Below are 19,295 nucleotides of genomic sequence, written 5' to 3' on the forward strand. Positions count from 1 at the left end.
GGGAAATGGATGAGTTTTAATACTATCACAGAATACGGGGCAGTCGGAGACGGTAAGGTCATGAATACAAACTTTATTCAAAAAGCCATTGATAGCTGTGCTGAAAGTGGAGGTGGAACAGTCTATGTTCCAACGGGTGCCTTTTTAACAGGGCCTATTTCTTTAAAGAGTCATATCACGCTTTATTTAGAAGCGGGGGCGACGTTACGTTTTACGGATGATTTTGAAAAGTATCCAGTTGTAAAGACTCGCTGGTCAGGCTATGTTTGCCATGGTTTTATGCCGCTTATTTTTGCAGAAAATGTATCAAACACCGCTATTAAGGGCGACGGGGTGATTGATGGAAATGGAGAAGCTTGGTGGAACATCAACCGTCGGTTAAGAAGAAAAGAAACTTATATATCGCAGAAAACAGAGGAAATAGCCCATGCGAATCGAGATTTTACAGAACCTGCGGATACTAATTTAGTAGAGTGGCCTTCACAATTTTTAAGGCCTCCATTAGTTCAATTTTATCAAGCCAAACATATTGAAATATCTGGTGTCACCGTGAAAAATTCGCCGTTTTGGAATACACACCTCGTCTTTTGTGATGATGTATCGATTCATCGGGTGAAATTTCAAAATCCTTCTGATACACCAAATGGGGATGGGTTGGATTTAGACTCTTGTCAAAATGTACGCTTATCGGATTGCCACTTTGATGTTGGGGATGATTGTGTTGTATTGAAATCTGGTATCAATGCTGATGGCCGTCATTATGGAGTTCCGACGAAGAATGTTACTGTGACAAATTGTACGATGCATCACGGACATGGCGGTGTTGTTTTTGGCAGTGAAAACTCCGGTGGAATAGAAAATGTGACGGTCTCTAATTGTGTATTTGAAGGAACTGATCGGGGTATCAGAATCAAAACAAACCGAGAGAGAGGAAGCTATATCCGTAATATCTTAGTGAATAATATCCTGATGGAAGATGTTCTATGTCCAATTGCGATTAATTCTTTCTATCGGCATGGAGTCAGCAAAAGCAATCAAGAGTTGTTAGATGCTGCTAAAATTCCCGTAAGTGAAAAAACCCCAGTTGTTGAACAAATTCGTATCAGCCATATTACTGCCAAAAATTGCCGTGCAGCAGCAGGCTTTATTTATGGCTTACCCGAAATGCCTGTAAAAGAAGTAAGTTTAGAGCATGTAACATTGGAAATGACACAGGATGAAACGGTTCCTGGCGGAGAGCCGGATATGGTGCGAGAAGTGATTGAAATGGCTGGTGAAGGCATTTTTGCGAAATATGTAGAAGATTTAACTGTCCATCATGCGCGAGTCTTAACAAGAAAAGGACCTGCATTAACTGTAGAAGCGTCTGATCAGATTGTATTAGATCAAGTCTCCTTAAAAAATGAGCCGTTAAATACTCCGGTTGTGACTTATCAAGATACGAATAACATTCATGTGAATGGTCTTCAGTCTGATCAGTTAGGCGAGTCTTATTTAAAAGAAAAAACAGGGAAGTTGGTGTAATAATGAAAACATTTAAAAACCCTATCATTCCTGGTTTTTACCCAGATCCGTCTATTTGTCGTGTAGGTGAGGATTATTACTTAGTAACATCCAGCTTTGAATATTTTCCCGGCGTTCCGATTTTCCACAGCAAGGATTTAGTCCATTGGAAACAAATCGGACATGTGTTGGACCGACCGGAACAATTGAACCTAGATCAAACCCCGAATTCCAGAGGTATTTATGCTCCAACGATTCGTTATCATGATGGCGTATTTTATATGATTACAACCTTTGTGGTAAGTCAAACAGGAGCAAGGAAGAATTTTTATGTAACAGCAAGCGATCCAGCGGGACCTTGGTCAGAGCCTCATTGGTTAGAAGGAGCGCCTGGCATTGATCCATCTTTATTTTTTGATGATGATGGAAAGGTTTATTACACAGGAAATCGTAAGCCTCCTAGCGGTCGTCAATATAAGAAACATAATGAGATCTGGCTTCAAGAATTGGACTTAGAGAAAAAACAGCTAGTTGGACCAACTTACAGCTTATGGGATGGGGCTTTAAAAAATGCACACGCACAAGAGGCTCCACATCTTTACAAGATAAATGGCTGGTATTATCTCATTATTGCAGAGGGAGGGACTGGTCATACACATGCGGTCACAATTGCGCGTAGTAAAGAGGTGACAGGCCCTTATGAAATGACCGAAACAAATCCCATTTTAACGCATCGTCATTTGGGAAATCACCATCCGATTGTCAATGTGGGGCATGCCGATATAGTAGAAACACAGCATGGAGATTGGTGGATGGTCTGTCTAGCGTCACGCCCATATGGAGGCTATTATAGAAACCTTGGAAGAGAAACCTTCCTTGTTCCTTTCATTTGGGAAGATGGCTGGCCGATCGTCAATCCAGGTAAGGGCCTGATTGAAGAAGAGATGGAGTTTCCGAATTTAGAAGAACATAAATGGCCAGAACTGCCGTATGCCGATTCTTTTGAAGCGGATCAATTAGATGACCGTTGGAATTTTTTGCGAACACCAAGAGGTGACTTTTGGTCCTTGACCGAACGTCCAGGCTATTTACGTTTAAAAGCAAAAAAAGAAACGATTATGGAAGAAGAAAATCCAGCATTTGTAGGACGAAGACAGCAACATATTAATTTTTTAGCACAAACAGTGATGGAGTTTACTCTTTCTTCTGCAAATGAGACAGCTGGCTTAGTGCTTTTACAAAACCATCAATATCAATTCCGTATGGAAGTGATATTAGAGAACGGACAAACGTTTATTCAGCTTATAAGGCGAGAAGATGGAATAGACGAGGAGGTAGCGAAAGAAAAGGTAGCATCCTCAACATTGTATTTAAAAGTAGAAGCAAGAGGGCAAGCCTACAGCTTTTATTTTACGGAAAAAGCATTTGATTGGAAGGAATTGGCGGTTGGAGTAGATGGAACCATCTTAAGTACAGATAAAGCTGGAGGTTTTGTCGGAGCTTACCTTGGTATGTATTGTTCGGCAAACGGTTCGGAAAGTACCAATGCTGCTGACTTTGATTGGTTTGAATATCATGGAATAGACAGTTAAAAGGAAAAGAGGCAAAAAGCATGAGTATACAGCTTTTTTTAGCAGGAGATTCCACCATGTCAGATTATGATTACACTCGATACCCGCGAATGGGGTGGGGACAAGTGTTATCAGATTATTTGGACGAGAGAGTGAATGTTCGAAATCATGCTGCATCAGGAAGAAGCAGCAAGTCTTTTATTGATGAAAAAAGATGGACAGAAATGGAGAAACAGTTTCAAAAAGGCGATTACCTGGTTATCCAATTCGGCCATAATGATCAAAAGCCTGATGAGGAGAGGGCGACACAACCATTTTCTAGCTATCAAGATAATTTACGTTTCTTTATTCGGCAAGGACGCTCTAACGGTGTGTGTCCAATCCTCTCCACATCGATTGCACGCCGACATTTTAACAAAAAGGGTGAGCTTCAAGACACACATGGAGAGTATCTAAAAGCAGTAAGAGATTTGGCGAAAGAGGAAGAAGTTCCTTTGGTAGATATGGCGAAATTGACGGGCGCTGCTTTACAAGAGCTTGGCGATCAACGTTCCAAAGAATGGTTTATGTGGGCAGATCCTGGTGTTTATGAAGCTTACCTTAATGGAGAAAAAGACGATACGCATTTAAATGAAACGGGTGCTAGGGAGCATGCTAAATTATTTGTTAGAGAAATCGTGCGTATGGATCATCCGCTTAATGAATACGTCAAGTTATAAATGGGGGAGTGTTTTATGGAAATTCGTTATGCGAACCATCCGGAGGAAATAAAGCGATATAATACGGGAGAGTTGCGTGAGAAGTTTCTAGTGGAAAAGCTTTTTGAGCAGGGGAAGATAAGTCTTACATACTCCCATGTGGATCGTATGATTTTTGGCGGCGTGACACCTGCTTTGGAGGATTTAACCATTCAATTGGATAAGCAAATTGGAGTGTCTTACTTCCTCGAACGACGTGAATTAGGCATTATTAATATCGGTAATGATGGGTATGTTCTGTTAGATGGAGAAAAGTATGAGATGAATCGGCATGACGGGCTTTATGTTGGTCGAGGAACGAAAGAGGTATGGTTTGGTTCTCATGATCCGGCAAAACCGGCAAAGTTTTATATTAATTCAGCGCCAGCACATCATACTTATCCAACGGTAAAAATTGATATAAAAGATATTCAGCCATTAGAATTAGGAAAATCAGGGACACTTAATGAACGAAAAATTCATCGATATATTCACCCGAATGTGTGTGAAAGCTGCCAATTACAAATGGGACTGACCATGTTAATGCCAGGAAGTGTATGGAATACAATGCCAGCTCATACACATGAGCGCCGAAGCGAGGTGTACTTGTATTTTGATATGGAAGAAGATACAAGAGCTTTTCACTTTATGGGAGAACCAAGTGAAACAAGGCATTTAGTATTAAAAAATGAGCAAGCTGTGATATCGCCGAGCTGGTCGATTCACTCTGGTGTAGCAACAAGTCATTACACGTTTATTTGGGGAATGTGCGGGGAAAACATTTCATACGATGATATGGATCATATTAAGATGAGTGAATTGCGTTAAGGAGGTTGCTGGATGACAGTTGGAATAGAAGGTTTTTCGCTGGATTTTTTCTCGTTAAAAGGGAAGGTAGCAATCGTAACTGGCGGAAACACTGGATTAGGGCAAGCCTATACTGTTGCTTTAGCGAAAGCTGGGGCAAATGTCTATGTGGTGACACATGGGACAAATTGGGAGGAAACGAAGCAGTTAGTAGATACTGCTGAAGGAGACGTGGAGTTTTTACAAGCAGATTTGACCGATCGTAAGCAGATAAGGGCAATTGTGCCATCGTGTCAAGATGTATTTGACACTGTTGATATTTTAGTGAATAATGCAGGAACAATAAGAAGAAATCCATTGCTGGAGTTTAAGGAGGAGGACTGGGATGATGTACTCTCCTTAAATTTGGATGCTGTCTATTTGTTAAGTCAAGAAGCAGCTAAAGTGATGGTGGAAAAAGGTTCAGGTAAAATCATTAACATTGCTTCGATGCTATCTTTTCAAGGAGGTAAGTTTATTCCGCCATACACAGCCAGTAAGCATGCCATTGCTGGATTAACGAAATCTTTCGCTAACGAACTAGCAGAGCACGGTGTGCAAGTAAATGCTATTGCGCCAGGGTATTTTAAAACAAAAAACACGGCACCAATACGGGAAGATGAAAAACGAAATACTGAGATTTTATCACGGATACCAGCAAACAAATGGGGAGACCCAAGCGAATTAATGGGAACTGTCGTATACCTAGCAAGCAATGCTTCCGATTATATGAATGGACATGTACTAGCCGTCGACGGAGGATGGTTAGCCAGATAAAGAAGAATGACTAGCGGCCGTACGCTAGTCATTTTTTTAATAAAGATATAGTATAAAAATCATGCACAAAATCCATAAACTCCCTCAGTTAGATTCTATTTTCTCAAAAATGCTGCGCAGTAACTTATAAATATTATCCTCCCACTCATTTAACGATGAGTGGTTAATCTCGCTTCGGAAAAACACTCGCTTTCACCTAAGGGCACAAGTGCGACATCTACTCAAGCTTCCTTTGGTCGCTTTCGCAGTGTCTTCTTTGCCGTGCTCCCGGAAAGCGAAGTATATTTCTGGAGCGGTCTTCAGAGCTTTTTTAAGACTTATGTCGCAGTTTTGTTCTAATGAGAATTAGTTTGAATAAAGCAGATAGGAACGGGCGAGTTTTGGCTGTTTTTTTATTTTATTAGTTAATCTAGTTTTTCCTAATTTTTTTCATAGGTGTATAGAATGTGTATGAAATTCATATACTACTACTATGATAGATAGGAGGAGAAACTATGAATTCACAGAGGTTGTCTGAAAATAAGCAATTTTACCACTATCAAGAACCTAAACTTACAGAGTATTTAAGCGAAATGATTACTCGGTCCATTCCGTATGAGAATCATCACGTTGTTGTCATTTGTATCGGTACTGATCGATCTACAGGCGATTCTTTAGGCCCTCTCACCGGAACACTCCTTTCTGAAAATAACCATTCCAACATGACGATATACGGAACATTAGCTAACCCAGTCCACGCTGTTAACCTTCAAGAAAAAATAAAAGAGATTCATACTACTTACAAAAAACCTTACATTATTGCAATAGATGCTTGCCTGGGGAAAATGAAAAATGTCGGTTTCATTATGGCTGCGGCAGGCCCTTTAAGCCCGGGCAAGGCATTAAAAAAGGATCTATCAAAGGTAGGGGATATGCACATTACAGGTATAGTAAATGTAGGAGGGTTTATGGAGTATCTTGTTTTACAAAATACAAGATTACATACAGTCATGGAAATGGCCAAAAAAATGGCGGAAATCTTACATCAAGTAGATATTCGGCTATCTAATAGAGAGAATAAAAAAGTTATAAATTAAATTTTACTTAATTGTTTAAAGATGCGAGTTATTGTAAAGCTACTGATTTATCTTCAGACGAGTGCATCCCCCATTAGGTTATGTTAAAATATTCACAAAAATGCGAGACGAGCTGAGGTGAATAGAGATGGTGATGCATCCTCCAGATCAGGAGCATACAGATGATCAAATGATAAAGGTCGAAGTGAATTTAGATGATACACCTGGGGAATGGCTTGGTTATGTAATGGACAAGTTGTTTGAAGCTGGGGCAAATGATGTATATTATACACCGATTTATATGAAGAAAAATCGTCCAGCAGTACAGTTGCAGCTTCTTTGTAGTAAGAATCATTTAGAAAAGATGAAAGAGATTTTACTATTAGAAACAACAACGTTAGGGATTCGTTATTATCCTCTTTCAGTTTATCGAATGGAACGTCGAATGCGAACGGTGGATACCAAATGGGGCACGATAACAGTCAAGGAAGGATTGTTAGAGGGGGAAGTGGTCAAAGTTTCTCCTGAATATGAGGATTGTCGCATGCTAGCAGAAAAACATCAGGTTCCACTAAAGCAGATTTATGAAACAGTGTGGGGCTTATTAGGTAACGCTTACTAATCATAAGTTTATCATAGTATGTTCATATTTTAGATAAAAAGCACCCCGAATAGAGAAGGCACATAAAGGCTTATCTATTAGGTGCTTTTATGGATTGCTAGAGGTTAAAATAATACTTTGAATTTAAGTATCTAATGTTAATTCGATGATATATTCACCACGGTCGGTTTTTAAAGAAAATTGAGAATTATGGTAAGTGTATTGAGTGGAGTCTTCTAACGGTATTTCATAATAGTCTGACGGTAGAGGCTTGTATTGGTTGTCATCTGTTAAAGTTTTGCCAGAACCATTTAATTGTAAGGTATGCATCGGTTCATAACCATCCAACCTTCTTGTATCCTTAGAATAAGATATAGAGTCCAACTCTAGGATGGCTTGATCATAATCCTGGAGCTCTTGCTTTGAAATTTTAATGGTTTCTCCATTCCATTGCTGTAACAATTGATTAAATTCTTCGACAGATAAATGCTGACTTGTCATGATTATCCCTCCTCCTATCGTTAGGCTATCCCAAAAATTTTTAATCATGCAGGAAAAGATTTTAACGGGAGATATAGTTACATTGGTCGGATAAAAGTTAAGCATGGCATCATTCCACTACCTTAAATTCTACTGTTCCTTCCATAAGAAACTCTGTTTGCTCTTCCTTATTATTCTGTGTAAAAAATTCAGCAATCCCTTTTATTTCATAAAAACCAATAGGAAATCCATTGTTTAAAAAGTCCTTCATAAAAGCTATATAATCTTCATTGTCTTCAGAACCGTACCCACCGCTTTTCGTATACTTTTCACGCAGTGGTTCCCCTTTTTTTAATACCGTATGAAGCAGAGGTTCATTCATCGCATACCCAATCACATAATCACGCGTTTTCTCTTCTACATGGAAGATAAATGGTGAAGCTGCATGGTAAATCGTCATCTCCTCTTGATCGCCAACATACTCTAATTCAGCATATAAGTCTATATCACTTCCAACCGTGTAGCTCTTTTTTTCTGTCACTAACCGATATATAAAGGGTCCTTTTTCTACTTCAACAGACGTGTCTTCTACTGTAAATTGCTCCAGCTCATCTGACGTCTGTGCATTATTACCACTCGAACCACAGCCTAACAAGAAAAGCATAATGCTAATCGACACAAGTAATCTTCTCATAAACTCCCTCCTCATCTCTGATTAGTCGATATTTATGGGGAAAAGTTTCAGCAACTTAATGAGCTGGTGCTGGTCCACATGTATGACGCTCAGTTAAGGTTGGGAAAAGCTTATGAACTTGTGCTGTTTCTTCGTCAGTCTCGATGCGTTTAATAATGGCATGCACAATCTCTTCTGCTAAAATTTGCACAGGTACACCTATACAAGTCATGGGAATTTCCGTTGTTTCCATTTGTGGAATATTATCATAGCTAATAAGTGATATCTCTTCAGGGATCTGGAAATCCTTTTCCTGTAACGCTCTTAATATTCCGTTGCTAATATCATAACTACCCCCAATAACGGCGGTAGGTTTATTTTTACTGCTTAAGACTTTCTCCACAGCAGTATATCCATCAAACCAATCTAACCCCGCTGTATCGATCGTAAGTGTTTCTTTATCTAGACCATGCTGTTCCATCGCATTTTGATAGCCTTCTACTTTTTCTAATTGTAACGTATCTTCTGTATCAATATGCCCCACATAAGCAATCTTTTCATGGCCAAGCTTGTGTAAATATCCAACAGCTTGATGCATCGAATCCTCATGGTTAGCATCAATAATAGGATAGGACGGTTCAGCATTACCGGAAACACCATATGCTACAATTGGGATATTCTCCTGAGTAATTGCTGTGCTATTTGTTTCCTCAAAGACAATCATGCCATCGACTTGAAACTTCTTAAACGTATCCATAGCTGTTTCGTGTGTGTCAACAGATAGAATCATGGAATAAGGAGTTTCTTCAAATGCTTTGCTAATATTAGTAACAAGAGTAGCAAGCACAATTCTTTCAATGGTAGGCCAAATTAAGCCAATTACTTCTGTCTTCTTTCGTACCAATTGCTTTGCAGCTAAATTAGGTTCATATCCCATTTCTTTTGCTGTTCTTAAAATTTTCCTTTTTGTCATTTCTTTGACAAGAGGACTGTCATTTAATGCCTTGGAAACAGTGGAATAGCTTACCCCAGCAACTTTTGCAATATCTTTTATTGTAACTGTCATTTGCATCACCTTATACTTTCTAAAAAAAATATTTGTATTATTGTTGTGTTCTATTTTTAAATAGTATATCATAAAAATAACAACGTTGTTATAAAATATTATGAAAAATTGCAACCGTTAACAGATAAGCGGTATTTTAAAAAGGGAGTGGAGATATAGTGGAACAATTTCAAGTAGTGGAACAATTTCAAGCTGTATTGGCAAGTTTAGCAGAAGGAAAAGCACCAGAATCAACAGAAGCAGTGACAGTTTATGACAAATCTTTTGAGCAAAAAGATGGTACTAACATCGTAATGGTGAAGGAAGGAACGGAGAAATACTTAGTAGCAGCTGGACAAGGAGCTCTATTGGAAGCGTTACAAGGGGAAAGCACAGGAGAAGGGAAAGTTTGTAAACTGACTCATGAAAACCGTAAAGTCATCAATCAATTTTTTGACTATACAGCTCCGCAAGCATTTGGTACAGAGATTGCTACAATGGGCCTTGGTGATCGACTAGGAATTGCTTCTCCAGGACATATTGAGACAGTGAAAGAGAGAAAGGTAAAGCCAATTCTAGCACAGCAAAGTATTCGTGAGCTAACGTTGTTGAATCGTACCATGACCGATATTTTAGATGCTGCAAGCTTCGCTGTATTCCAAGAAGGATATAAAGATGGTTATGGGGCAGATGCAGACCATATTAAATTGGAAGAGGATATTGAGCATGCTCTAAATTTAGGCTTTTCATTCCTAACGTTAGATTGTTCAGAACAAATCCGAAATGATGTAGAAGGAGCTACTGCAGCAGATATTAATAAAGAATATGCAGGACTTTCCGATGATAAAATAGAATATTATAATAGTCACTATTTAAATAACACTTTCGAAGTAGAAGGATTATCTATCTCTTTTGATGAAGCAAGCCTAGAGAAAAATGTCCTCGTTTATGGTGAAGCGATTGACTTTATGGAGCATGTGTATAATACGTACATTTCTAAAGCGGATAAAGCAATAGATTTTGAGATTTCGATTGATGAAACAGAAACAGTAACTTCACCAGAAGCGCACTTTTTCGTAGCAGAGGAATTAAAGCGAAGAGGTGTTAAAGTGCAAAGTTTAGCACCAAGGTTCTGTGGTGAGTTCCAAAAAGGGATCGATTATATTGGAGACATGGAGCAATTTGAAAAAGAATTACAAGAACACGCTCAAATTGCGAAGTATTTTGGATATAAATTAAGTATCCATTCAGGTAGTGATAAGTTCAGTGTATTCCCTATTATTGGAAAATACACAGAAGGATTGTTACACATTAAAACAGCTGGTACGAACTGGTTAGAAGCGGTACGCGTTATTGCGCAAGTCAATCCAGATTTATACCGTCGTATGCACGTGCATGCAGAAGAGCATTTTGAAGAAACGCTTAAATATTATCACGTAACACCTGACTTAGATAGCATTACACCATTAGAAGAGCAGCAAGATAGCGATTTACCAGAATACATGAACAATGATGCAGCTCGTCAATTATTCCACGTAACGTATGGTATTTTACTTACAGCAAAAGATAACAACGGTAATGACTTATTCCGTACAGAGTTCTTTGATACATTATTAAACAACGAATCAGCTTACCGAAACGCATTAGTGAAGCATATTGGTCGTCACTTAGACTTATTAGGACTATAAAGATAATTTGAAAAAGGTGGGAGTTAACATGAAAGCATTTATGGACGAAAATTTTGTGTTAAATAATGAAACGGCAGAAAAGTTGTATCATCAATACGCCAAAGACTTGCCAATTATAGATTATCACTGCCATTTAAGCCCGCAGGAAATTTATGAAAATACACAGTTTGAAAATATTACAAAAATTTGGCTGTATGGTGACCATTATAAATGGCGTGCGATGCGAGCGAACGGTGTTGAAGAAAAGTATGTAACAGGTGATGCTAGTGATTATGATAAGTTTTTAGCTTGGGCAAAAACCGTTCCAATGTTAATCGGTAACCCGCTATATCATTGGACACACCTAGAATTGAAACGTTATTTTGGTGTGGAAGAACCATTAAATGAAAGTACAGCACCTGCCATTTGGGAAAAAGTGAATGCGCAATTAAATAGTGGAGAGTGGAATGTTCGTGACTTTATCGTTAAATCAGGTGTAGAAGTCGTATGTACAACAGACGACCCGACTGATAGTCTAGAATATCATGAAAAAATCAAAGCAGATGAAAACTTTGATGTGAAAGTTCTGCCAAGCTATCGCCCAGATAAAGGATTAGAAATCAACCGAGATGGATTTATTGATTGGGTAAGCAAACTACAAGACGTATCCGGTGTTTCGATTCAATCCTATGATGATTTCTTGCAAGCACTAGCAAAGCGTGTTGATTTCTTCCATGAGGTGGGAGGTCGTGTATCTGATCATGCCCTAGATACAATGATGTATCAAGAAGCAACTGAGGAAGAGGTATCATCTATTTTCCAAAAAGCGTTAAGCGGAGAAAAAGTTTCATTAGATGAAGAGCAAAAATATAAATCCTATACCCTAACCTTCTTAGGGCAGCAATATCATGCAAAAGGTTGGGCGATGCAGTATCATATTAATGCGCACCGTAATAACAACTCACGTATGTTTGCAGAGCTAGGACCTGACACAGGCTTTGATTCGATGAATGATGAATTGCTCGCAAAACCGTTGGTGAAATTGTTAGATTCATTAGATCAAGCAGACGCTTTACCGAAAACCATTCTATACTCCTTAAACCCTCGTGATAATGTAACAATCGCGACCATAATTGGTAGTTTCCAGGGTGGAGGAGTAGCCGGTAAAATGCAATTCGGTACCGCTTGGTGGTTTAATGATACAAAGCTAGGTATGATTAATCAAATGGAGACATTAGCAGACATTGGTGTATTCAGTCAGTTTATTGGTATGTTAACAGACTCCCGAAGCTTCTTGTCTTACACTCGACATGAGTATTTCCGTCGCATTATGTGTAACTTAATTGGTGAATGGGTAGAGAATGGGGAATACCCAAACGATGAAGAGACTCTTGCCAAAATAGTACAAAACATTTCTTATTACAATGCAAAAGAATACTTTCAGTTTTCATAAGAAATAAAAAAGGTTGGCGTTGAACGCCAACCTTTTTTAACGGACAAAAATATAGAGGTAAACGATAAACAGGCCACAATTAAGACAAATAGAGCCATAATTGTTTTGAAATGGGCCACTTTTTTCAAGAAACAGGGCACTTTTTTGCACAAACGGGTCACTATTCATGGAATGTGCCCAGCTTTATCCTTCCATAACCTTCACATGGAATTTTCGGGAGCGAGGCCCATCAAATTCACAAAAGTAAATCCCTTGCCATGTACCAAGTAAGAGATTACCGTTAGAAATTATTATTGTTTGGTTATGTCCGACCGTACTCACTTTTAGATGTGAGGCCGTATTTCCTTCCATATGTAAATCTTTCGGATGATCCCAAGGAAAAACTTCATCAAGTCTTCTTAAAAAGTCTGTTTTTACATCCGGGTCTGCATTTTCATTGACGGTAATACCAGCTGTTGTATGTAAGGACGATACGATGGCGACCCCGTTAATTACACCTTGCTCACGTATGAAACTTGCTACATCGCGAGTAATATCAATCATTTCATCATGTTGATTCGTCCGAAGGTTAAATGTTCTTTCCATATTTATCACCTTTTTTCAAAAAATTTTGTCTATTATTATTCTACTAAAAATCGTATCTATGTTAAAATTTTTAAGTAGGTAGAAACGAGGAAAGGAAGCGATATAAATGGTAAAAGCAATACATACTAATCAAGCACCACAAGCGATTGGTCCTTATTCTCAAGCGATTGATTTGGGAGACTTAGTATTCGTATCAGGTCAAATTCCGCTAAATCCAGAAACAATGGAAGTAGTAGAAGGGGATATTATAGCACAAACAGACCAAGTCATGAAAAATTTACAAGCTATCTTAGATAAAGCGGGTCTTACCTTCGCTAATGTAGCAAAATTCACGATATACATTATCAATATGGATGATTTTGCCACCATTAATGAAGCATATGCAAAATATTTACAAGAGCCATATCCTGCACGTGCTACGGTGGAGGTAAGCAAGCTTCCAAAAGGCGTAGGCGTAGAAATGGATGTTATTGCAAAAAAATAAGAAAGTGGTGTCATTGCACCCAAATTAAATTGAAAAAAAGCCAAGCTACTGATAATATTAGGAAAAAACGTACTTACAAATGAGGGAATAAGCATGCCAAGAGAATCGAAGCGGCATAAAATTTTAGAAGCGGCAGCCTTAATCGTTAAAGAGAAGGGCAGCGATGCTTTGACTTTAAATGCTGTAGCAGAGCGTGCCAAAGTCAGTAAGGGCGGGCTTTTATATCATTTTTCCACGAAGGAATCTTTAGTGGAGGGATTGGTTCAGCACATGAATGAGATCTATCGCTACAATGTGGAAGAGCTCGTGGAAAAAGATGAAAAGGACCAAGGAAAATGGGCACGATCATTTATCCATGTCATGCATGACAAAAGTGTGGAAAATGAAACGATCAGTGCAGGGATGTTAGCTGCGCAAGGGATGAATCCAAAGCTCTTAAAGCCGTTGCAGGATACATATGCAGACTGGCAGAATAACATTGAGCACGATGGAATTGACCATGTGGATGCAACAATTCTGCGTCTAGCTGTGGACGGGCTTTGGTTATCGGAAATCTTTGGTCTTGGCCCATTAAATCCGAGCCTTAGAAAAAAAGTATTGGAACGGTTAACAGACCAAACGTATCCAGACGAATAAATGAAAAAAAGTCACCAGATCTTCAGAGGAACTGGTGACTTTTTTTACCTTATCAGAATTTTTATCGTGTTACAGGTGAAGTCAATTCGACGTAGATACCACGATGAGGAAGATAGATAAGTGCAACTACGTCTTTAACTTCGCCAAAGATTCGTCCATCGACGAGTTTACGCTTCGCTGTCTAGCTCCAGCGCCTACCCCCTCGAGGTCTTAAGTCGAGTCTCTTTGTGGCAAAAAAGCACCACATAGGGGCTCGACTTAAGCTTGTCGGGGGTGACCAAGGCGCTTGCGCTTTTCTTATTACTTATACTTACTCAGATTCTTGTAAACGTTCGTGAAACACATGTTTAGCTTGTTTTACAGCATTGATGACGGTTGGAAAGCCAACATAAGGAATGAGCTGAATCATCGCCTCGACTATCTCTTCCTCAGTCAAGCCAGCATTTATTGCTGTGTTAATGTGCAATTCAAGCTGTGGAAGACTTCCGGATCCTTGAGTGATCAAGCTGGATAGCACGGTGAGTGCACGGAACTTTTTGCTCAAATGATCTCGGTTATAGATATCGCCATACGCAAATTCAACAATGTACTTACCAATGTCTGGTGCGATATCATCCAGTTCTTTCATTAGTTCAAAATGGTTCGTTCCTTTTACAGGGTCAGTATACTCCTGTAAAGTCTTTTTTCCTTTATCATAACGTGTTGTCATCATGGATTCTCCTTTTTTCTTAGGATGCCTTTCTTTTATCTTTCATTTCTTCTGTTTCTTTATCCTTGTTGACCATTTTAATAAATGAACAGCCTAATATTGGCAGGATGATTAACAGAGGGAAACCTCCAATAATACTAATCGTCTGCAATGTGGTCAGTCCGCCGAGGTACATGAAAATCATCGGTAGAACAGAAAGAGCGAGGGCCCAGAATAAACGATTTAATCGTATTGGTTCTCCTTCTACACGTTTCTGTACAACAGAGGCGATGACATAAGACCCAGAATCATAAGTTGTGGATAAAAAGACTGTTGCCAATAAAACGAATATGATAACTGCAATGGTTGAGAACGGAAGTTGTGTCAGTGTACCGATAATGGCCGCAGCATCTCCCTGTTGGTTCATCGTTTCTACTACCGAAAACTGTCCACTAAGCTCCAAGTGCATAGAGTAATTTCCAAGAATACCGAAGAATAAAATCGTACCTAAACTTCCAAACAGAATGGTTCCAAAAACGACTTGACGTATCGTTCTCCCTTTGGATATCCGAGCAATAAATAAACCAACAAACGGAGCATAAACAATCCACCAAGCCCAGTAAAATACCGTCCAGCCCTCTGGGAATCCGGAACGTTCGAAGGGGCCGAGGTCATTGAAAGGTTCTGCCCACAGGCTCATGGTGAAAAAGTTGTCCATCATACGACCAAGAGCAGTTCCTGTTGACTCCATGATAAATGAGGTTGGACCGACCACAAAAATAAAGAGGAGCAGCACAAATGCAAGCCATAAGTTTATATCACTAAGAAATCGAATCCCTTTTTGCAGACCAGAATAAGCACTAAATCCGAAGATCATGGTACATACAAGTAAAATAATCGATTTGGTCATGATATTGTCCGGCATACCGATTAGGTTATTTAGACCTGCGGAAATAATCGGAGCTGATAGGGCCAGCCCTGTACCGCCTCCTCCTAGTAATCCGAACATAAAAAGTATATCAATCATTCTCCCGATAGGTCCGTCCGTATGTTTGCCTAAGACAGGACGGCAGGCTTCACTAATTTTAAATACATCCGCCTTTTTTACAAAAAACAAATAGCCGATCGGTAAGGCTGGGATCGCGAACATTGCCCAAGCAATTGGTCCCCAGTGGAAAAAGCCGTAGGTGGACGCCCATTGGATGGCTTCCTTAGAGCCAGCTTCTATCCCAAATGGAGGACCTTGGTAATAGTAAGCCCACTCGATGACTCCCCAATACAAAATTCCTGTCCCAATTCCACTTGTAAACAACATAGCAGCCCATGACCATGTTCTAAACTCGGGATTCGTCTCCTTATCTCCTAGTTTAATATCTCCGTAGCGACTTATTCCTACAAAAAGCAGGAAGAGTAACATGATTAAACCTATAGATAAGAACAAGAGCCCTAACCTTTGTGTAACGATATCATTAACTGCAAGTACAATTTCTTTTCCCTTCTTTGGAAAAATGATTAAAGGCAGCGATACAGAGATTAATAGTGATAATGCTCCCCAGAACGTTTTCCAATCCATGAGTTTTTTATTCAAAATAAATTCCTCCTTTATAAAATGTCGATACTTCCACTAGCCATTTAAAACTGTACAATCCAGACGGTTGTTTTTCAAAAGAGGTATTGGGTAGCTTATCGAAGAATATTCAATTATATAGAAGATAATAGATTATATAAGAGTTTTAAAAAGATATTTGAAGGATCAAGAGGTGATTGAAGGTTATCCACGTTTTACACATAAAAAATATAAGAAGGGAGAAGCTATACATCAGTGGTAATAAAAATAAAAATAAAAAAATATTGATAATTAACAGTCCGGATGGTACACTTTAAAAAATAAGCAAACCTAGCAAGTTCCAAGGAGGTTCTTTTGAATGAAAAATAAAGTATTACTCACTTCTGCAGTAACAGGAGCAGGGGACACATTAGAAAAAAATCCACATGTACCTGTAACACCGAAAGAAATTGCAGAGTCTGCCATAGAAGCGGCGAAAGCAGGAGCTACAATTGCCCATGTTCATGCGCGTGATCCTAAAACAGGAGGCATTAGCCACAATCTGGAGCACTACAGAGAAATTGTGGACCGTATCCGTGAATCAGAAACGGATGTGATCATCAATATTACGTCTGGTGGTGGTGGGGATTTTATTCCAAGTTTAAATACTCCAGCGGCCGGCGGGGAAGGTACTGATATTCAGATACCTTCTGAGCGTCACGAGCCTGTTGGTGAGCTTCTGCCTGAGATGTGCACACTAGATTGCGGAAGCACGAACTTCGGTAACATGATCTATATGAGTCCGACAGACTGGTTGCGTGATCAGGCGAAAATGATACAGGAAAGTGGTGTGAAGCCTGAGTTGGAGTGCTTTGACAGTGGCCATTTGCGTTTTGCTAACCAATTAGTTAAAGAAGGATTGATTGACGGAGATCCGATGTATCAATTTTGCCTGGGAATCCCTTGGGGAGCGGCTGCTGATGCAGAGACCATTCTTTATATGAAAAACCGTATTCCTGAGAACGCCCATTGGTCTGCCTTTGGAATCGGCCGTATGCAAATTCCGATAGCTTCTCAAACAGCACTTCTTGGCGGAAATGTCCGTGTTGGGTTAGAAGATAATATTTATCTATCTAAAGGAGTAGTCGCTAAGAATGAACAGCTTGTTGATAAAGCAGTAACGATGCTTAGTGGATTGGATCTTGAACCAATGACACCTCAAGAAGCACGTGAATATCTTAATTTACGAAATCCACAGGGGAGGGAATAGATATGAAAATTGCAGTAGTTGGAACAGGGGTAATCGGAAATGGCTGGATTGCCCGTATGCTTTCACAAGGGCATGATGTCGTGGCAACAGATCCGGCGGAGGGAGCAGAAGAGCGAATGCGCCGTGCTATTGATAACGCATGGCCTTACGTAGAGGCTCTTGGATTAGCTGATGGAGCATCAAAAGAACGGTTAACTTTTGAAAAGGAATTAGGAGATGCTGTTCAGGACGCTGACTTTATCCAAGAAAATGTGCCTGAAATAGAAGAACTGAAGCAGAAGGTTTTGCAGGATATTGATAAGCATGCAAAATCAGACGCTTTAGTTGGTTCAAGCACGTCGGGTATTATGCCATCAGAACTGCAGGATAATCTTCAGCACCCTGAACGTTTTGTCGTTGCACACCCATTTCATCCGGTGTATATTTTGCCACTTGTGGAAATCGTACCTGGCAAACAAACAACATCAGAGAACGTAGAAAAAGCAAAATCCTATTATGAAGGCCTTCAAATGAGCGTTTTACTCGTTCGCCACGAAATTGAGGGACATATTGCGGATAGGCTAATCGAAGCGATTTGGAGAGAATCTCTACACATTGTCAATGAAGGTATTGCGACAACTGCGGAAGTCGATAAAGCTTTCACACACGGTGCAGGTCTTCGCTATGCACAGTATGGTCCTTTCTTAACCTTCCACCTAGCTGGCGGGGAAGGCGGAATGCGTCACATGCTGAAACAATTTGGTCCGGCTTTGAAAAAACCTTGGACGAAGCTCGAAGCGCCAGAACTAACGGACAAACTTTATGATAAAGTAGTTTCTGGTTGTGAACGTCAGTCTAACGGTATGACAATGTCAGATCTCGATCAAAGCCGAAACGAATTTTTAATTCGTCTATACGATCTAGTTCAGGAATACTGGCCTAAAGAGTCTGATGAAACAAAGGAGAATTCATCATGAATCAAGCCTTTCAATTTTCAAAACTTGTACCTTTTGAATGGGTTGATTACAACGGTCATATGAACGATGCTGAATATAACCGTGCTTTCAGTGAGGCGACGGATGCCTTTATTGATCACATCGGCCTTTACGAAAAAGCGCGCATCGATTGGAGTTATACGGTCTATACTTTAGAGACCCATACGTGTTACCTGCAAGAAATGAAAGAAGGCGAAGGTTTTGAAATAACTGCCCAAATACTTGATTACGATGCTAAACGCATCCACCTGTTTTTATCGATGAAGAACAAAGAAGGAAACCTTGTTGCCACATTAGAAGAAATGTTGATGGGGATTGATCAAACCGAAGTACGCGGAGCTCCCTTTCCGGATCCAGTATCTGGAAATGTTGCGAAAATTTATAAAGAACAAGCCGACCAAGACCAGCCAAAACAAGCAGGACGGAAAATCGGCATTAGAAGAAAATGAGCAGGGGCTGACTCAAAACATTGAAATTAGCGATGTTTTACAGCCCCTTTTCTTAAGCATAAAAATAGATCACAAAACTATAAGCTACGCAGTAACTTATAAATATTTCCCTCCCACTCGTTTAAAGATGAATGCTTAATCGTCGCTGCGGAAAAACACTCGCTTTCCGTGGGGAACACTTTAGCTTCCTCAGAAGCAAAGGACGCTTCATGCGGGAGTCTTCAAACTGTTCCTTTCGAGGCGCACATCTCAAAT

General features: G+C 39.6%; 20 protein-coding genes. 14 read left to right on the forward strand and 6 right to left on the reverse strand.

The window, feature by feature from the left end:
• Nucleotides 1-9: 9 nt before the first annotated feature.
• The 7 genes from GHD00_RS12635 to larC2 all read left to right on the forward strand — a co-directional run bounded on the left by GHD00_RS12635 (nt 10) and on the right by larC2 (nt 7,111).
• A complete protein-coding gene (locus GHD00_RS12635; protein WP_163538536.1) occupies nt 10-1,524 on the forward strand; it encodes a glycoside hydrolase family 28 protein in 1,515 nt (504 codons plus the stop codon).
• A gap of 2 nt (nt 1,525-1,526) precedes the next feature.
• Nucleotides 1,527-3,095 carry a glycoside hydrolase family 43 protein gene (locus tag GHD00_RS12640; RefSeq protein WP_163538537.1) on the forward strand — a complete coding sequence of 523 codons (1,569 nt, stop codon included), beginning with the start codon at nt 1,527-1,529 and terminating at the stop codon, nt 3,093-3,095.
• Between the two features lie 20 nt (nt 3,096-3,115).
• The gene (locus GHD00_RS12645) at nt 3,116-3,793 is read left to right on the forward strand and encodes a rhamnogalacturonan acetylesterase (RefSeq protein WP_163538538.1); all 678 of its coding nucleotides are present in this window, start codon (nt 3,116-3,118) and stop codon (nt 3,791-3,793) included.
• A 15-nt stretch (nt 3,794-3,808) separates the two neighbouring features.
• Nucleotides 3,809-4,639 carry a 5-dehydro-4-deoxy-D-glucuronate isomerase gene (gene kduI / locus GHD00_RS12650; RefSeq protein ID WP_163538539.1) on the forward strand — a complete coding sequence of 277 codons (831 nt, stop codon included), beginning with the start codon at nt 3,809-3,811 and terminating at the stop codon, nt 4,637-4,639.
• Between the two features lie 12 nt (nt 4,640-4,651).
• Nucleotides 4,652-5,434 (forward strand): 2-dehydro-3-deoxy-D-gluconate 5-dehydrogenase KduD, encoded by a 783-nt coding sequence (gene kduD / locus GHD00_RS12655; protein WP_163538540.1) that lies wholly within the window; start codon nt 4,652-4,654, stop codon nt 5,432-5,434.
• Between the two features lie 494 nt (nt 5,435-5,928).
• Nucleotides 5,929-6,510, forward strand: coding sequence for a spore protease YyaC (gene yyaC, locus GHD00_RS12660; RefSeq protein ID WP_163538541.1), 582 nt, complete (start codon nt 5,929-5,931; stop codon nt 6,508-6,510).
• A gap of 127 nt (nt 6,511-6,637) precedes the next feature.
• On the forward strand, nt 6,638-7,111 hold the full coding sequence (larC2, locus tag GHD00_RS12665; protein ID WP_163538542.1) for a nickel pincer cofactor biosynthesis protein LarC2: 474 nt from the start codon (nt 6,638-6,640) through the stop codon (nt 7,109-7,111).
• A 123-nt stretch (nt 7,112-7,234) separates the two neighbouring features.
• Here the strand turns inward: larC2 and ymzB are convergent, their stop codons facing one another.
• The 3 genes from ymzB to GHD00_RS12680 all read right to left on the reverse strand — a co-directional run bounded on the left by ymzB (nt 7,235) and on the right by GHD00_RS12680 (nt 9,309).
• Entirely contained in the window at nt 7,235-7,591 is a 357-nt protein-coding gene (ymzB, locus tag GHD00_RS12670; RefSeq protein ID WP_163538543.1) for a protein YmzB, read from the reverse strand.
• A gap of 109 nt (nt 7,592-7,700) precedes the next feature.
• On the reverse strand, nt 7,701-8,264 hold the full coding sequence (locus GHD00_RS12675; RefSeq protein WP_240468685.1) for a hypothetical protein: 564 nt from the start codon (nt 8,262-8,264) through the stop codon (nt 7,701-7,703).
• A 55-nt stretch (nt 8,265-8,319) separates the two neighbouring features.
• Nucleotides 8,320-9,309 carry a LacI family DNA-binding transcriptional regulator gene (locus tag GHD00_RS12680; RefSeq protein WP_163538544.1) on the reverse strand — a complete coding sequence of 330 codons (990 nt, stop codon included), beginning with the start codon at nt 9,307-9,309 and terminating at the stop codon, nt 8,320-8,322.
• Nucleotides 9,310-9,485: 176 nt separating this feature from the next.
• On the opposite strand from GHD00_RS12680, the gene GHD00_RS12685 reads away from it, so the two are divergent.
• Both GHD00_RS12685 and uxaC read left to right on the forward strand, forming a co-directional pair.
• Nucleotides 9,486-10,976: a tagaturonate epimerase family protein gene (locus GHD00_RS12685; RefSeq protein ID WP_163538567.1), complete on the forward strand. Its 1,491-nt coding sequence runs from the start codon at nt 9,486-9,488 to the stop codon at nt 10,974-10,976.
• A gap of 28 nt (nt 10,977-11,004) precedes the next feature.
• Nucleotides 11,005-12,408: a glucuronate isomerase gene (uxaC, locus tag GHD00_RS12690; protein ID WP_163538545.1), complete on the forward strand. Its 1,404-nt coding sequence runs from the start codon at nt 11,005-11,007 to the stop codon at nt 12,406-12,408.
• A gap of 183 nt (nt 12,409-12,591) precedes the next feature.
• On the opposite strand, the gene GHD00_RS12695 is transcribed toward uxaC, so the two are convergent.
• Nucleotides 12,592-12,993, reverse strand: coding sequence for a secondary thiamine-phosphate synthase enzyme YjbQ (locus GHD00_RS12695; RefSeq protein WP_163538546.1), 402 nt, complete (start codon nt 12,991-12,993; stop codon nt 12,592-12,594).
• Nucleotides 12,994-13,099: 106 nt separating this feature from the next.
• Here GHD00_RS12695 and GHD00_RS12700 point away from each other — a divergent pair, with 106 nt between their 5' ends.
• Both GHD00_RS12700 and GHD00_RS12705 read left to right on the forward strand, forming a co-directional pair.
• Nucleotides 13,100-13,477, forward strand: a complete 378-nt coding sequence (locus tag GHD00_RS12700) for a RidA family protein (RefSeq protein WP_163538547.1) — start codon at nt 13,100-13,102, stop codon at nt 13,475-13,477.
• 93 nt (nt 13,478-13,570) lie between these two features.
• Entirely contained in the window at nt 13,571-14,113 is a 543-nt protein-coding gene (locus tag GHD00_RS12705; RefSeq protein WP_163538548.1) for a TetR/AcrR family transcriptional regulator, read from the forward strand.
• Nucleotides 14,114-14,423: 310 nt separating this feature from the next.
• On the opposite strand, the gene GHD00_RS12710 is transcribed toward GHD00_RS12705, so the two are convergent.
• Both GHD00_RS12710 and GHD00_RS12715 read right to left on the reverse strand, forming a co-directional pair.
• On the reverse strand, nt 14,424-14,825 hold the full coding sequence (locus GHD00_RS12710) for a carboxymuconolactone decarboxylase family protein (RefSeq protein WP_205600763.1): 402 nt from the start codon (nt 14,823-14,825) through the stop codon (nt 14,424-14,426).
• Nucleotides 14,826-14,841: 16 nt separating this feature from the next.
• Nucleotides 14,842-16,389: a BCCT family transporter gene (locus tag GHD00_RS12715; protein ID WP_163538550.1), complete on the reverse strand. Its 1,548-nt coding sequence runs from the start codon at nt 16,387-16,389 to the stop codon at nt 14,842-14,844.
• 337 nt (nt 16,390-16,726) lie between these two features.
• Between GHD00_RS12715 and GHD00_RS12720 the strand changes: the two genes are divergently transcribed.
• From GHD00_RS12720 to GHD00_RS12730, 3 genes are read left to right on the forward strand one after another with little or no spacing between them, the layout of a single operon-like run.
• Nucleotides 16,727-17,617: a beta-keto acid cleavage family enzyme gene (locus GHD00_RS12720; protein WP_163538551.1), complete on the forward strand. Its 891-nt coding sequence runs from the start codon at nt 16,727-16,729 to the stop codon at nt 17,615-17,617.
• Nucleotides 17,618-17,619: 2 nt separating this feature from the next.
• Entirely contained in the window at nt 17,620-18,573 is a 954-nt protein-coding gene (locus GHD00_RS12725; RefSeq protein ID WP_163538552.1) for a 3-hydroxyacyl-CoA dehydrogenase NAD-binding domain-containing protein, read from the forward strand.
• On the forward strand, nt 18,570-19,040 hold the full coding sequence (locus GHD00_RS12730; protein ID WP_163538553.1) for a thioesterase family protein: 471 nt from the start codon (nt 18,570-18,572) through the stop codon (nt 19,038-19,040). Before GHD00_RS12725 ends, GHD00_RS12730 begins: the two co-directional genes overlap by 4 nt.
• Nucleotides 19,041-19,295: the final 255 nt, after the last annotated feature.

Source organism: Gracilibacillus sp. YIM 98692 (genome assembly GCF_010993965.1).
Lineage (GTDB): Bacteria > Bacillota > Bacilli > Bacillales > Amphibacillaceae > Gracilibacillus.

What these genes read in the sequence shown, in the direction of transcription:
- GHD00_RS12635 (WP_163538536.1), top strand. Translation starts at nt 10, where the DNA reads ATGAGTTTTAATACTATCACAGAATACGGGGCAGTCGGAGACGGTAAG.
- GHD00_RS12640 (WP_163538537.1), top strand. Translation starts at nt 1,527, where the DNA reads ATGAAAACATTTAAAAACCCTATCATTCCTGGTTTTTACCCAGATCCG.
- GHD00_RS12645 (WP_163538538.1), top strand. Translation starts at nt 3,116, where the DNA reads ATGAGTATACAGCTTTTTTTAGCAGGAGATTCCACCATGTCAGATTAT.
- kduI (WP_163538539.1), top strand. Translation starts at nt 3,809, where the DNA reads ATGGAAATTCGTTATGCGAACCATCCGGAGGAAATAAAGCGATATAAT.
- kduD (WP_163538540.1), top strand. Translation starts at nt 4,652, where the DNA reads ATGACAGTTGGAATAGAAGGTTTTTCGCTGGATTTTTTCTCGTTAAAA.
- yyaC (WP_163538541.1), top strand. Translation starts at nt 5,929, where the DNA reads ATGAATTCACAGAGGTTGTCTGAAAATAAGCAATTTTACCACTATCAA.
- larC2 (WP_163538542.1), top strand. Translation starts at nt 6,638, where the DNA reads ATGGTGATGCATCCTCCAGATCAGGAGCATACAGATGATCAAATGATA.
- ymzB (WP_163538543.1), bottom strand. Translation starts at nt 7,591, where the DNA reads ATGACAAGTCAGCATTTATCTGTCGAAGAATTTAATCAATTGTTACAG.
- GHD00_RS12675 (WP_240468685.1), bottom strand. Translation starts at nt 8,264, where the DNA reads ATGAGAAGATTACTTGTGTCGATTAGCATTATGCTTTTCTTGTTAGGC.
- GHD00_RS12680 (WP_163538544.1), bottom strand. Translation starts at nt 9,309, where the DNA reads ATGACAGTTACAATAAAAGATATTGCAAAAGTTGCTGGGGTAAGCTAT.
- uxaC (WP_163538545.1), top strand. Translation starts at nt 11,005, where the DNA reads ATGAAAGCATTTATGGACGAAAATTTTGTGTTAAATAATGAAACGGCA.
- GHD00_RS12695 (WP_163538546.1), bottom strand. Translation starts at nt 12,993, where the DNA reads ATGGAAAGAACATTTAACCTTCGGACGAATCAACATGATGAAATGATT.
- GHD00_RS12700 (WP_163538547.1), top strand. Translation starts at nt 13,100, where the DNA reads ATGGTAAAAGCAATACATACTAATCAAGCACCACAAGCGATTGGTCCT.
- GHD00_RS12705 (WP_163538548.1), top strand. Translation starts at nt 13,571, where the DNA reads ATGCCAAGAGAATCGAAGCGGCATAAAATTTTAGAAGCGGCAGCCTTA.
- GHD00_RS12710 (WP_205600763.1), bottom strand. Translation starts at nt 14,825, where the DNA reads ATGATGACAACACGTTATGATAAAGGAAAAAAGACTTTACAGGAGTAT.
- GHD00_RS12720 (WP_163538551.1), top strand. Translation starts at nt 16,727, where the DNA reads ATGAAAAATAAAGTATTACTCACTTCTGCAGTAACAGGAGCAGGGGAC.
- GHD00_RS12725 (WP_163538552.1), top strand. Translation starts at nt 17,620, where the DNA reads ATGAAAATTGCAGTAGTTGGAACAGGGGTAATCGGAAATGGCTGGATT.
- GHD00_RS12730 (WP_163538553.1), top strand. Translation starts at nt 18,570, where the DNA reads ATGAATCAAGCCTTTCAATTTTCAAAACTTGTACCTTTTGAATGGGTT.